Here is a 13,529-nt window from a genome sequence, read left to right as displayed (position 1 = left end):
AATTTTTTAAGAATCGCTTTCGTTTGAGAGCAGCTTTTAGTTAAGAACACCTATCTCGCTGCGATGTGGATATATTAAGGAAATGGCTTTTGTTGATATATATCACTTCAGTTAAAACACTGTTGTCATATGACAACAATAAGTGATAACTCAATGAAAATTAGACAATAAAAAAAGGCGCACTCGGTGCGCCTTTGTTTCTGAATTCGGTGCTTAAGCGATTTGCTCTTGTGTGCATACAACGCTGTTATCACTACCAAAGCCATTTGGCACGTATGCGTCTGCTTGTGGATCGTTTTCCCACTCGGCTTCATTGAATAGGTAACGGAACTGGATATTCTGTTCCTTCGGCAAGCGCGTCTTAAACTTAAATTGGCCACTTTTCTTCACGAGCTTCATTGGTTCTGGTTGCCAGTTGTTGAAATCGCCTGCAATTTGAATCGACTCCCACTGGTTTTTGTCTAGCTCGAACGTGACTTCGACTTCATCTTTTGTTTTAAAGAATCTCTTTTTAAGCATTAATCTTTCCTTGTTTGTACAAAAACTGATCTAACTATTACTCAGGTTTCATAGTGATTTCAAGTGTTATCGGCATTGCAGTCGGTATCGAGTGTCAGAATCGTCTTGTTTGTGAACCTAGCATTAAGTGATTGGCTTGTATGAAAAGAAGGATTCTGTATGATGAAGATTCACCGTATTTTGAAGAAGTTATATGCTGAGTTTTAACCGTACATTTATGACGACAATGCTCTGTCTATTAGCCATGTTGCTAACGGGCGTAGCGTCGAGTGTGCGTGCAGCCACAGCACCAATCGAAGTGAGTTCGAACAACGATAGAACGGCTGAGCTTCATCAAAAAATGGGCGTGGACAATACGGACTGTATTGAATCACACCATGGTGATCATCTGATGGAGAAAGGGCAGCAAGTGCACACCAGTTGTAGCTCTTCTTGTATCGTCAAAATACCAACTAACCTCTTGCAAGATGATGTGATTTTATTACCGCATAGTCTTGCATTGATTGATAAATCACCCACCCCAAAAGCAGTGACAGTGATTTATAAGCCTTACCGTCCTCCAATTGTTTGATCCTTTTATTCATCGCAAACCAGCACTGCTGGACTTTTAAACATTAGTTAATGAATACGGCACACCTGTGCCCAAAGGAATCAAACATGAAAAAGCTATTTGCTCTTTGCAGCACTCTACTACTGGCATTCACTGCTCACGCTGCGCAATTTGAAGCGGGTAAACACTACAAAATCTTGGATGTAGAGAAAGCAAAAACACCGACAGTCACTGAGTTCTTCTCTTTCTATTGCCCACACTGTTACAAATTTGAATCTGTCATCGACAACTTGAAACCAGCGTTACCGAAAGACGCGAGTTTTGAGAAAGTGCATGTCGCATTTATGGGCGGTGATATGGCAATTCCAATGGCGAAGTCTTACGCAACAATGGTGTCACTAGGTGTTGAGGATAAGATGGTGCCGGCGATGTTTGCGCAAATTCATCAGAAGCGTCAAGCACCTCAAAACGAAGCAGAGCTTAAGCAACTGTTCGTTGATAACGGCGTCGATGGCAAGAAGTTCGATGCGGCGTACAACAGCTTTGCAGTGAACTCTATGCAGAAAGGTTTTGATAAACAATTCAAACAAAGCACGCTGACTGGGGTTCCGGGTGTTGTGGTGAACAACAAGTACATTGTGTTGCCGAATGAGATCCGCAGTTACGATGATTACAACGCGTTAGTGAACTACTTATTAACGCTATAATCGCGTCAATAAAAATGGCGACCAATGAGGTCGCCATTTTTTATGTTGTTTTTGCGTTAGCGGAGCACAGCCGTACAAGCTGCGGTTGGCATATCAGTCATAAAGATCGCATTTGGATAAAACAAGCTAGCAACAGTGACGGCAACGTTACAAGGCTGAGCGATGGTGGTTTTCACTACGTTGTTAAGAACCACTCCAGTGGTATTCACCGTATTGACCGCAGCCTGTTGTGCTTGATAAGACACACAACCCGCTGTTGCATTGATAACTGCGGTACTAAAAAGAAGTTTACGAAAAAACATATTCATATCCTTTGTGAATGCTTTTGAGATACTTATATGACCATCCATTCATAATTAAAACAAAACGGTGTTCAAAATTACGCGCACTTCACGAAATGAACATTGTTTTATATAACTTGGTTAATTTTGTGATCTGGTGGGTGGACAGACCAGTTTAAGCAATTAAAACCAACCCATGCATAAGTACCACACCTGTCGTGAGCTTGCCTCGCATCATCTGATACCCTTTTGGCTCCGCCTCTTTTTCTACTCTTCGAATCAGCTTTTCCGCGTACCAAACGGCAATGTAGCCAGCGGCCAATAACAGAGTTGCGATGACATAATGTTTGTTACCTTGCAGCAGCGCTCCCCAAGCAAGCAATACGAATAAGTTACTTAGCACCAAGGCATTTCGACTCAATCGATGGTAGAAATGGTCAATAGCGTTCCCCCAAAGTACCCCGGAAAGAAAACTTAAAATCACCGCACTGTAAGCAATAAAAAACTGCTCCCCAGATAAGTTAAACAAAGTCCTTTCTGTAACGATGAGAACCAAGCTGAACAGAAAGGGCAGCAGTCCTAAATAACCCAATTGCAGCATTGTCGTACGTGTGGTCGTCATGGAAGCCTTCCTTAGAGTTGCTGTTCAATCATGTTAGTAAGCGTAGTACTTGTTGGAGAGGCTGAACTTGGGAAGGTCGCAACGACTTTACCTTCTTTGTTGATCAAGAACTTGTAGAAGTTCCACTCCGGAGTAATGCCCGCTTGAGTACTGATCTCGGCGAATACTGGGTTTGCATTCTCGCCAAGAACAGAGGTTCGCGCCATCATAGGGAAGGTAACACCGTAGTCGAGATAACAAATTTTAGCGGTTTTTTCTTCACTGCCACGGTCTTGACGAAAGTCGTTACTAGGAAAGCCCACAACGGCAAAGTTTTGATCTTTGTAAGTCTGATGCAACTGCTCTAATTGCTCGAATTGAGGGGTAAAGCCGCATTGGCTCGCGGTGTTCACGACAAGTAGCGTTTTGCCTTTGAAGGCGTCACACAGCTCTATTTCTTCCGTTGAATTGAGAAGCCTTTGCTTTCCTTGCAAGATATCTGGACAGCTCGATGCAAAAGCCAAAGAGCTGGTGGAGAGTAGTGTTGCGGTAAGTGCGCTGCGAGTGATTCCCTTCATGGTGTTGATTCCTTTTGTTTTTGCTAAGTATAACTACTCGCGAAGGAATCAAATCGATCAAAAAAGCCGCTGAGTTCAGCGGCTTTCGACTAGAGCAAATACGTGTTGATTACGCTAGCTTCAAATCAAATTGATTACGGTAAGCAACCATATCTTCGATGGTGAGTACTGGCATGTTGTGTAAACGACCAAATGCGACGATCTCTGGCGCTTTTGCCATGGTGCCATCTGGGTTTGTCACTTCACATAGCACGCCTGCAGGCTGCAAACCAGCCATTTGCATCAGATCGATAGTGCCTTCTGTGTGACCACGACGAGTCATGACGCCACCAGGACGAGCACGTAGAGGGAATACATGACCAGGACGAGCTAAGTCATCTGGTTTTGCATTTGGGTTTGCTGCTGTTTTGATAGTTGTTACACGGTCAGCGGCAGAAACGCCAGTTGTTACGCCTTGCTTCGCTTCAATAGAAACCGTGAAAGCCGTTTGGTTTGCGCTGTTGTTGTTCACAACCATTGGTGGCAGTTCCAATTTGTCTGCTTGAGCGTCTGTCAGGCATAGGCACACAATGCCGCTGCACTCGCGGATCATCAGAGCCATTTGTTCGTTGGTTAAGTGCTCTACGGAATAAATGATGTCGCCTTCGTTTTCGCGATCTTCATCGTCGAGAAGAAGTACGCCACGACCTTCTTTCAATGCGATAAGTGCGTTTTCAACGCGAGTAATTGGGTCGCCAAATTCGGCAAGTAGTGATGACTGATTCATGGTTAACTCCTAAATATCACCAGAATCAGGGCGGTATGAGAGATCGTCACATTTTATGCAGGCAATGAGCCGCCAACGGTAAGATGGCACAAACCCACGCAATAAAAAATGCGATCCAAAAAGAAGTGCACCAGTGTTCATCAACACAGAACGTTGAGGAAATCGCTGATGTTTTCTTATTCTCTTTCATCCGGACTATAACCGTCGGCTCTGGCATCTCACCAGATCTGCTGACCTCGACGAATCGAGCGCTCGCGGGCTCACTCAAAAGAGTATACCGCCGGTGGGGAATTTCGCCCCGCCCTGAGAACATTGAATCCAACCAATATGGTTAGAAGTAAAAAACTCCGACACTCAAATGAGTGGTCGGAGTAGAGATAGTACTGCGAACGCCTTGGCTTGAAAAGTAGATTGCAACTACTTGATGGAAAAGTGCGCTATCTGCTGAAGTGATCAGTTTTGATAAAGTGATCAATCTGCGCAGGTACATAGGTGTTGTAGATAAGGCTAGTGTGAGTCTGTTTCGTCTCTATATGATCTTGCATGCCTTCTAAACGTGTTTCATCAACGGTCACTGTGCCATCAGACATGGTGTTGTCTTTATGCATGAGAATAGGCCTTGCGCCAATGCCCATTGTGCCTGCGATGCTGCCGAGCTTTTGTGGGAAAGTCCAAACATCTTCGTGCTTGTTAAGGCCGTGATACGGTGAGTTACCAAGCATCGCTCCGAATCCCAAATCTTGAATGCGAGTGACGATAGATGCGCCTTTCAGTGGCGATCCAATTGCCACAACGTGTGACACCAGACTTGTCGATGGCTTTCGGCTCGCGAGGTATCGTTTAATCATCAAACCACCTAGGCTATGGCCCACCAACACATTTGCAGTCAGTGGATTAAGTGCTTTGTCGATGGAATCGAACAGCGACTCTTCGTTAATTGAAACCGTGTTGTAACTCAATACTTGGGTCTCGTAGCCCAGCTTTCTCAGCTTTTGGCTAAGAGGCTGCATGACCAGCCCATGCATATAAAGACCATGTAAGATGATGATTTTCATAATACCTCCTAGATTTATGACGTTGAGTTTATCCTACTAGATTCTCCACGAGACTACTGTCAGCGAATTAGCAAATCTTGCACTTCTTTTTGTAACAAATGGCGATCTAACGTGGTTGGTTGCAATAGCTCACCAATATTGACTTCGATACGAGACCAAAAGCGAGTAGGGCGCTTCGTTAACGCATGCCCATTCTTATGGCTGAAGAAAGAGCCCCATAAGCCTTTTAACGCCATTGGAATCACGGGAACTAGTGTACGTTTAAGAATCTTCTCAACACCCGGTCGGAACTCGCCCAGTTCGCCATTTGAGGTCAAACGACCTTCAGGGAAGATACAAACTACCTCGTCGTTATTAAGAGCTTGCTCAATCTGTTCGAAAGCTCTTTTGTAAGTCTCTGTACATTTGCGAGGAGAGCAGATTGGGATAACGCCGGCATGACGAAAAACATATTTAAGAACAGGCAGCTCACTGATTGATTTGTCCATCACAAATCGAACTGGACGGGTTGATGTACCCATTAGAATCAAAGCGTCTACATAGCTCACATGGTTTGCCACAATCAGCGCAGCGCCTTGTTCTGGGATATGCTGACGACCGGTTACCGAAACTCGATACAGACAGTGGCTCAGCAAGTAGCTAACAAAGCGCTGAGTAAAGTCAGGTACTTGACGGTAAACGTAGATAGCCACGATGAAGTTACCGACTGCCAAAATGGCAAATAGCTCAACAATAGAGAACTCTAAAACACTTAACACCAAGATAGAAACAGCAGCGGAAGCGACCATAAACAGTGCGTTCATGATGTTGTTTGCCGCAATAGATTGAGCGCATTCGCCTTCTTCTGAGCGCGATTGGATAAACGCATAAAGGGGAACAATAAATACGCCTCCGCTCACACCAACCAAGAACAAGTCGATCATTACTCGAATATGTGAAGATTGGGCAACAAAGCTTTGTACATCGTAATACTGACTTGGGAAAGATTCGATTGCAGGTACTGCCCATAGTAGGTCGGCACTGAAAATCGTTAAGCCCAAAATACCAAATGGCAGAATACCCAGTTCAACTTGATTGAAAGACAGCTTTTCACATAACCACGAGCCTGTCGCGATACCAACTGAGAACAGAGCCAACAAAAGAGAAACCACAGTGCTGTCTGCAAATAGGTGTTCACGAGCAAAGTTTGGGAATTGAGTCAGGTAAGTCGCACCCATAAACCAGAACCAACTGATCGCTAGTATCGACATCCAAATACCGCGTTGTTTTTGTGCCAGTTTGAGTGTTTTCTTCAAACCAGTAATAGGTTCGAATTTTACTTGGTCACTTTTCTTACTTGGCAAAGAAGGGATGTTTGCGCTGCTTAAAAAGCCCAGTAGTGACAGCGTAATCACAATGCAAGAGGCGATAAGCATACCATTTGGAATCGCAAGCAATAGACCTGCGCTTAATGTACCAATCAGGATAGAAAGGAAAGTCCCAATCTCAACCCAAGCATTACCTTTCACTAGCTCATCAGATTTTAGCGCTTGAGGAAGTAGAGCGTATTTCACAGGGCCGAAGTAAGCCGATTGAGTACCAGTCATGAAGAGTAGAACCAGCATTAGAATGGCACTCTGCGTCATGATAGCCGTCGCTGCACAGCTCATGATCACTAATTCAATCAGTTTTAAGCGGCGGATTAACTTGGCTTTATCCATGTTGTCGGCAATCGCACCGGCGTGGGCAGAAAACAGAAAGAAGGGAAGAATAAATAAGCCAGCCGCAAGGTTAGCAAAAAGATCGACCGACATCGGTAGTGAGTCAATTTGGCTGTAGGTCACCATCAACAAGAGAACATTCTTGTAGATATTGTCGTTCAGTGCACCAAGGCACTGAGTCACGAAATAGGGGAAGAATCGCTTAGTGAGAAACATGCTGGCTCCGTAATTGCAAAATCGCGTTGAGATGGGAGCACTTTAAAGGCTTGGCTTTGGGAAGCCAGTGTGAAGAAAAGAGTTACGTTATGAGAAACCAAAAGTAACACTTTGCGATACTTTTGGTTTCATGATTTTGTGATATCGCACTAATTGGTGCTTTTATACGTTACGAGATTAGCTTAGTGTCGAAACCAGACGCTGAGCATTCTCAATGTGACAAACAGAATAAAACCAGAGAGCCCAATAAAGCCTAATGTCACCAAATAAAAGAACAGACGCACCAAGCGAGCTTTCATTCGTTTGAAAAAACCGAGGCTCGGCGTAAGTTCAGGGACATGCTGAAAGCTTGAGATCATCACCCAAGCGGCAAGCGCCCACAACGCCGTTACGCCACTCGGAATAAGATAAGACTCCTTAACCACATCAGAAAGTTGCAAGAGTGTGGTAATGAACACCGCAAAACCACCAAACGCGATGAGTATGAATAAAGGGAGAATAGGTCTCGTCTTGACCGATAGGCTTTTGAGTTTATCGAGCATCAGATAGTACCTATTTGCGTTCCCAAGGGTTAAACAGCGGGAATGTCCAACGACGCATCGCAATCACCAGAGAGGTACCGTGCTTCTCATTCATATCTAGTGAATCGTCGCTTTGACAGATCTGATAAAACTCATCAATGACCTTTTGTAGCTTTTGCTGCATCTTCTTGTTGGTTGGCAAGCTCATTAAGCCCGTTGCCATCACTAGCTTTTCATCTTCAGCAGAGAAATAGCTCTGGAAGAAAGCTTCTTGAACTTGTTGCTGGAAGAAACGCTGAATAGGGCCACCTGTGTGCCACTTGAATGTCGGAGATATACGCAGACGAATCTTGTTACCTGGCAGCAAGTCGATGATATTGAGGCGGTCGAGTTGAGCTAGCTTTTGTATCAGCTCTAACTCATCAAAGGTGTATTGCTCGATGATTTGTTCGAAGCGATAACCATTGACCACACAAACCGCAACCAACAATAAGCCTTTATCATCAACCAACTGTTTTTCTTGTTCTAGCGTGAGCGACTCCAGCCCTTTGTTGTGTGCTGCTGCCAGTTTAAATAGCTCTGCCATTTCTAACCCAATCAGCTGACAGATACGCTCCAAGCGGTCGAGGCTGATTTGACTGCCTTCTGCCAATAAGCGTTTTACTGAGCCCTCGCTTAGCTCCAAATGCTGTGCGACATCGACATAGTGCAAACCAGACTGCTTGAGCTGGCGTTTGAGCTCTTTAATTAGGTCGTGACTTTCCGACATATTAACCTTCTACTTCTTGGCGCAACTGATCTAGGTAAGACTGCATAAACGCTTTACGCTTCAAACCTTCTTCATAGGCTGCTTTGGTGTTCATCGTCTCGACTATTTTAAACAATTTGGTTTGGAAATGATCGATGGTGAATCGTTTATCTTTCAATTCTCGATGCTCTGCAAACATGTCCTGTTCGTTATATAAGACGGCATCAAACAACGTGCTCACTTGAATACAACGTGTCACACCAATTGCGCCAAGCGCGTCTAAGCGGTCTGCGTCTTGGACGACCTGAGCTTCCAAAGTATTAGGTGTAATGTTGGCGCTAAAGCTGTGAGATTCTATAGCGTGGGCGATAGCGTCATGGTATTGAGCAGGGTAGTCGATACTTTCTAGAAACGAAATCGCTTTGGTTGCCGCAATTGTTGAGCTTTGCTTACGGTTCGGGTGATCTTTTGGGTAAGTAAAGCAATCGTGCAGATACGCAGCAGGCAATACAACGGCTAAATCTGCGCCTTCTTGTTCTGCTAGCTGACGAGCGGTTTTGACTACGCGTCGGACGTGACTGAGGTCGTGAGCGGCATCAGTTTGCATCTCTTGCTGCATAAACTGTAGGAACTGAGGCTCAAATTGGCTGAGCTCTGCTAGGTTAAGTTGAGACATGGATTTCTTCTAAAAAATAAAGGCTTAGACAGAGTATGCCTAAGCCTTTATTAAATTGCCAAATGAGACGTTGTTATTGAGATGTTGCGAAGAAAGCCTTGTTGTTTTACTGGGTGCGAGTGAATCGGAACGTTTGTACTTTTTGTTCTGCTCCGTCGATGTAAGCGTAGCTATCGATGGTCCAAACGTTTGGACCTGCAAAACCTAGCTCGACACGCACATCACCCGTCGGAATACCTTGGTAAATGACGTCGTTAATGTTCATCGGGTAGAAGTTGTAGCGATGGTTTTGTGATTGTTGTTCACCAGCAAAAGCAACCGATACATCTTTTGCTTCATTAGTCAGCGTTAGTTGGTAGCCTGCTTGTGGATCGAACGTGAACGCGGCATTAAGGTCAACACCTTGCGAATTGGTCACCTTAACATTTGCTTCTGTTGTTTTTGCTAGCGAGCCGTGTGCCGACAGACCTTCTAAACCTTTAAAGTCGCGATTGTGGTTCTGGATATTTACGTTCCAATCACCAACAAAGTTATCGATCTCTTGCCACTGCTGCGGGGCATTGGTTGCTGCTGTGTTCTGACCACCGTTAATACCACTAATCGCGTCATTGCGGCTGTCGTGGCGAATGTTGTCACGGTTATTGTGAATATCCGCGCCAGCACCTGCGACACCACCGGCTACACCACCCGCAACTGCGCCTTTCACGGCGAGCTCAGCATCACCCGTCAAAGCGCCCATAGTCAGACCTAAAAGTGCACCACCTGCAGCGCCTTGTTTTGTTAATGCGTTTGGATCATCTTCTCCCGGAGTCACGCATCCTGCAAGTAGGGGAAGAGATAGCGCCGCGACCAATGTAGTTTTGTTGAAAATGTTCATGTATTTCACTCCGAGATGTTTGGTTCGAAGCTATTATTGAACGCTGTTTGATTAGGAATCCACTTATCTCGCTGATAACCGACAGTTATCACGCAAAAGTTTTGTTTACTATAAGGCTCAAAGTTTTTCTGTTTGGCTCGGATTGAGGAAGGCAAAGAAAAGGGTCAACATTGCTGCTGACCCTAGGTTTTGTTTTATTCTTTATTTTATAAGCACTAATTTTGACGTTGTTAGTGTTAAATCTGTGTTTGGGCGATTTTTGGCTTTTTAGTATAAAGCTCAACTAACTCCCTAACTTTAGTGTTTGTTACGAAGGAGTGCAAATATTTATTACGCAAACTGTCTATATTCTGAAATTTAATTTGAATGCAGTTCACAAAATTTCACATTCAAAAACACATTCAAACCATGAAGTGTCTCAAGTTTGAGCCCACCATAATTAGGATCTATCTTTCATGATCCAGATCAGTATTGATATCTCTTTAGAGGGATAGCATTCACGCGAAAATTGATAATTATAAATTGAGTCCGAGATATGCAGGATTTATATGAGCTAGAACGTAAGTTGGTGGAATACGGCGCAGATATGAAAGGCTTAAAGGTTGTACCTGCCATTGTTGATGAAGATGGCAAGGTTGTCTATTTAGGGAATACGCCTTCGTTGCTAAGGAATGTCATTAGTTGCCGTAGACACCTAACACAGCGCGTGAAGAAATAAAAAAAGGGTCTGATTTAATCAGACCCTTTTTTTGTTTAAAAGCTCAGTGATTAGCGCTTGTAAGTCACTTGCTCTTGCTCACCAAGGTGAATGTGTGTTGTTGCAGGCTGTGTTTCTGCAATCACTTTACCGTGACGAACAGAGTAGCGAACCGGAACTTGGCGACGTACTGCATCAAAACCATTTTCTGCAGGAAGAATCAGTAGACTACCTGGCTTACCTGTTTCAATGCCGTGCTTGTCTTGAATGTTCAATGTACGTGCTGAATTGGTGCTGATCAGATCCAGTGAGTTGTTGATTTGGTCGTAACCCATCACCTGACACACATGCAGACCCATATGCAGCACTTGTAGCATGTTTGCAGTACCTAGTGGGTACCAAGGGTCAAATACATCATCGTGACCAAAACATACGTTGATGTTTGCATTTAGCATTTCTTTCACACGAGTCACACCACGGCGTTTCGGGTAATCATCGAAGCGGCCTTGAAGGTGAATGTTCACCAATGGGTTTGCAACGAAGTTGATGCCAGACATTCGTAGTAGACGGAACAGGCGAGATGCGTAAGCACCGTTGTAAGAGCCCATAGCCGTTGTATGGCTTGCGGTTACCTTGTGGCCCATGTTGAACTTGTGCGCTAGCGCTGCAAGCGTTTCAACAAAACGTGATTGCTCGTCATCGATCTCATCACAGTGTACGTCGATCAAACGGTCGTATTTCTGTGCCAGTTCGAAAACGTAGTGCAGAGACTCGATGCCGTACTCACGAGTGAATTCAAAGTGAGGAATAGCACCAATAACGTCAGCACCCAACTGAACTGCTTCTTCTAGCAATTCTTTACCATTCGGGTAAGACAGAATACCTTCTTGTGGAAATGCAACGATTTGGATGTCTACCCACTCTTTCATTTCTTCACGAACTTCTACCATCGCTTTTAGAGCAATTAGGGTAGGGTCAGAAACGTCAACGTGGGTACGAACGTGTTGGACGCCGTTTGCAATTTGCCACTTAAGTGTTTGCTTTGCGCGTGATTTCACGTCTTCAATCGACAGCGTTTCTTTACGCTCAGCCCAACGCTCGATACCTTCGAAAAGCGTGCCAGAGATGTTCCAGCTTGGCTCACCGGCGGTTTGCGTGGTGTCTAGGTGAATGTGCGGCTCACAGAAAGGAGCGACAGCCATGCCACCCTCCGCATCAAGAACATCACCTGTGTAATTTAGTTCTACATTATTGTCTTCAATACGCTTGAATTGACCATCCTCAATCAAAATTTGCTGGAGACCTTCCTGTCCCTTTAGCGTTGCGTTCTTGATCAATAGTGTTGTCATGATGGTTCCTTACGCTGGCTGCTGTGCCAGTGTCTTTTTATTAAGAATAGGATTTAGAATCAGGTAGCTGATTGTGCCGCCAAGTACCGCATTCACAGGCACGATACCCGGAAGGAAGTGACCTGCTGCAACACCAATCGCCACAGCGATAATGCCAGCCCAGTTAACCGTTTGGAACTCTGCTGCTGCGAAATTTGTGTAACGTTTACGGTTCATGAAGAAGTCCGCAATGATTACGCCGCCAATTGGTGGAATTGCAAGCGATAGGAAGGTTAACCAGCCTACAAAGTTATTGTACAACCATAGTGCACACAATGTACCTACTAAACCGTTCGCCATTGAGATGTATTTACTTGGCAAACCAGTGATGTTGGAAAAGCCTAGACCCGATGCGTAAAGCGCGTTGTCGTTGGTTGTCCAGATGTTCAAGCCAAGAACGATGATAGCTGGAATAAGAAGACCTTGCGCGATCATCACTTCTGAAATGTCCGATTGACCGGTTACCGCTGCACCAGCTGCGCCGAAGATGAACATCAGCGAGTTACCGATAAAGAATGCCACCATCGTGACCATCACTGCGCCTTTTGGCTTCTTGCCGAATCGAACAAAGTCTGCGGTTAGGGTGCCTGCACTGATGAATGAGCCAACCACCATTGCTAGCGCTACTGAAAAGTCGATAGGTTGTGCCGGTTGTACTTTTTGCAGTTCAGCCACGCCGCCAACACTGTTTACTGCTTCAATCACAGAGTAACCGCCAAGAAGGGCAATCGCCGGAACTGCAATCGCAGATAACACCATAAGCGCAGAGATGCCGAAGTAAACCGTTGCGGTCATGAGTAGACCAGAAATGATGATAAGCGTGTTTGTATCGATGCCTGTTGCTTTGTTTACTGGAATCGCAAACATTGCTACGCCAACACCAAACCAACCAACTTGTGTACCGCCAAGAAGTGCGGAAGGAAGCCAAGAGCCTTTAGAGCCAAAAGAGAAACGAGCAAGGAGGTGAGTGGAGAGACCAGTAGAAGCGCCGATGTAACCGAGGAAAGAAGTGTAGATACCGAGGATTAGGTTACCAATGAGAACAGCGAGGAAGAAATCATCAAAAGAAAGGCCAGTACCGAGCGAGCCGCCCGTCCACATACTTGCGGAGAAGAAAGTGAGTCCCAACATAACCATGGTTAATGATGCCACGCCTTTTCTGGCAGTGTTAGGAACCGGTCCGAGACTGTAGTTATTGTCTGCAGCCATTTTTACCTCCGCATAAAAATTAAAACTAATTATAGATCCCAATTTCTGGGCAAACGGCGCGTATTATCGTGATGTAAATCTCATAGTCAATGAGTTTTTTGTCATTTAAACGTTTACTCAAGTCTTTGTGTTTTTTTATTCCATTAAAAACATAAGGTTATATTTTATTTGAAGAGCAAAAAAGTTTGTTAATTGATTGCTTCATGCAAGAGTAATTTGTCATGAAATCGGTATCATTGGGCGCTTTCTTATATCACCTTTGCTTTACACACTTTCTTTATAAACTCAACCATTGTGATCTCTTATGTTTTTAAAGCAAACGTTTTCTTTCTAATTGAGTGTTGTGTTGCGCATAAATTAAACATAATTAAGTTTAATCACTGATGTTTATGCGGCTTAAATAAGGAATATAGCCTCAGGTGGTTATTTTTAGTGGTTAA

The 13,529-nt window shown here is 44.5% G+C and carries 16 protein-coding genes and 1 riboswitch; of the genes, 3 read left to right on the top strand and 13 right to left on the bottom strand.

The features are described 5' to 3' along the window. Positions 1–213 precede the first annotated feature (213 nt). Positions 214–519 carry an isoamylase early set domain-containing protein gene (locus VCHENC03_RS20995; protein ID WP_009704801.1) on the bottom strand — a complete coding sequence of 102 codons (306 nt, stop codon included), beginning with the start codon at positions 517–519 and terminating at the stop codon, positions 214–216. Between the two features lie 193 nt (positions 520–712). Between VCHENC03_RS20995 and VCHENC03_RS21000 the strand changes: the two genes are divergently transcribed. Then, on the top strand, positions 713–1,090 hold the full coding sequence (locus VCHENC03_RS21000) for a hypothetical protein (protein ID WP_009704800.1): 378 nt from the start codon (positions 713–715) through the stop codon (positions 1,088–1,090). A gap of 86 nt (positions 1,091–1,176) precedes the next feature. Further along, positions 1,177–1,776: a thiol:disulfide interchange protein DsbA/DsbL gene (locus VCHENC03_RS21005; RefSeq protein WP_009704799.1), complete on the top strand. Its 600-nt coding sequence runs from the start codon at positions 1,177–1,179 to the stop codon at positions 1,774–1,776. A 56-nt stretch (positions 1,777–1,832) separates the two neighbouring features. Here VCHENC03_RS21005 and VCHENC03_RS21010 read toward each other — a convergent pair whose 3' ends face one another. The 10 genes from VCHENC03_RS21010 to VCHENC03_RS21055 all read right to left on the bottom strand — a co-directional run bounded on the left by VCHENC03_RS21010 (position 1,833) and on the right by VCHENC03_RS21055 (position 9,795). Beyond that, the gene (locus tag VCHENC03_RS21010) at positions 1,833–2,078 is read right to left on the bottom strand and encodes a hypothetical protein (protein WP_005433479.1); all 246 of its coding nucleotides are present in this window, start codon (positions 2,076–2,078) and stop codon (positions 1,833–1,835) included. 154 nt (positions 2,079–2,232) lie between these two features. Continuing rightward, the gene (locus tag VCHENC03_RS21015) at positions 2,233–2,679 is read right to left on the bottom strand and encodes a DUF3429 domain-containing protein (RefSeq protein WP_009704798.1); all 447 of its coding nucleotides are present in this window, start codon (positions 2,677–2,679) and stop codon (positions 2,233–2,235) included. Positions 2,680–2,690: 11 nt separating this feature from the next. After that, positions 2,691–3,236, bottom strand: a complete 546-nt coding sequence (locus tag VCHENC03_RS21020) for a glutathione peroxidase (protein ID WP_009704797.1) — start codon at positions 3,234–3,236, stop codon at positions 2,691–2,693. Positions 3,237–3,345: 109 nt separating this feature from the next. After that, positions 3,346–4,002 carry a 3,4-dihydroxy-2-butanone-4-phosphate synthase gene (gene ribB, locus VCHENC03_RS21025; RefSeq protein ID WP_005433496.1) on the bottom strand — a complete coding sequence of 219 codons (657 nt, stop codon included), beginning with the start codon at positions 4,000–4,002 and terminating at the stop codon, positions 3,346–3,348. A gap of 174 nt (positions 4,003–4,176) precedes the next feature. Beyond that, a riboswitch (FMN riboswitch) is annotated at positions 4,177–4,317 on the bottom strand. A gap of 122 nt (positions 4,318–4,439) precedes the next feature. Further along, positions 4,440–5,057 (bottom strand): PGAP1-like alpha/beta domain-containing protein, encoded by a 618-nt coding sequence (locus tag VCHENC03_RS21030; protein ID WP_005442468.1) that lies wholly within the window; start codon positions 5,055–5,057, stop codon positions 4,440–4,442. Between the two features lie 59 nt (positions 5,058–5,116). Beyond that, complete coding sequence (locus tag VCHENC03_RS21035; RefSeq protein WP_009704795.1) at positions 5,117–6,973, bottom strand: MFS transporter; 1,857 nt, start codon at positions 6,971–6,973, stop codon at positions 5,117–5,119. 182 nt (positions 6,974–7,155) lie between these two features. Next, positions 7,156–7,515, bottom strand: coding sequence for a hypothetical protein (locus VCHENC03_RS21040; RefSeq protein ID WP_009704794.1), 360 nt, complete (start codon positions 7,513–7,515; stop codon positions 7,156–7,158). A 10-nt stretch (positions 7,516–7,525) separates the two neighbouring features. Beyond that, positions 7,526–8,263: a helix-turn-helix domain-containing protein gene (locus tag VCHENC03_RS21045; RefSeq protein ID WP_009704793.1), complete on the bottom strand. Its 738-nt coding sequence runs from the start codon at positions 8,261–8,263 to the stop codon at positions 7,526–7,528. 1 nt (position 8,264) lies between these two features. Then, the gene (locus tag VCHENC03_RS21050; protein WP_009704792.1) at positions 8,265–8,918 is read right to left on the bottom strand and encodes an HD domain-containing protein; all 654 of its coding nucleotides are present in this window, start codon (positions 8,916–8,918) and stop codon (positions 8,265–8,267) included. Between the two features lie 106 nt (positions 8,919–9,024). Beyond that, positions 9,025–9,795 (bottom strand): hypothetical protein, encoded by a 771-nt coding sequence (locus tag VCHENC03_RS21055; RefSeq protein ID WP_005442462.1) that lies wholly within the window; start codon positions 9,793–9,795, stop codon positions 9,025–9,027. 535 nt (positions 9,796–10,330) lie between these two features. Between VCHENC03_RS21055 and VCHENC03_RS21060 the strand changes: the two genes are divergently transcribed. After that, positions 10,331–10,513 carry a hypothetical protein gene (locus VCHENC03_RS21060; RefSeq protein WP_009704791.1) on the top strand — a complete coding sequence of 61 codons (183 nt, stop codon included), beginning with the start codon at positions 10,331–10,333 and terminating at the stop codon, positions 10,511–10,513. A 50-nt stretch (positions 10,514–10,563) separates the two neighbouring features. On the opposite strand, the gene VCHENC03_RS21065 is transcribed toward VCHENC03_RS21060, so the two are convergent. Continuing rightward, a complete protein-coding gene (locus VCHENC03_RS21065) occupies positions 10,564–11,841 on the bottom strand; it encodes a cytosine deaminase (RefSeq protein ID WP_009704790.1) in 1,278 nt (425 codons plus the stop codon). A gap of 9 nt (positions 11,842–11,850) precedes the next feature. Further along, complete coding sequence (codB, locus tag VCHENC03_RS21070) at positions 11,851–13,089, bottom strand: cytosine permease (protein ID WP_005442458.1); 1,239 nt, start codon at positions 13,087–13,089, stop codon at positions 11,851–11,853. Between the last annotated feature and the right edge of the window lie 440 nt (positions 13,090–13,529).

The organism is Vibrio sp. HENC-03, from assembly GCF_000305755.2.
GTDB classification, from domain to species: domain Bacteria; phylum Pseudomonadota; class Gammaproteobacteria; order Enterobacterales; family Vibrionaceae; genus Vibrio; species Vibrio owensii.
The sequence above is the reverse complement of the archived record's forward strand: the minus strand, read 5'-3'. Positions and strand labels throughout refer to the sequence as shown.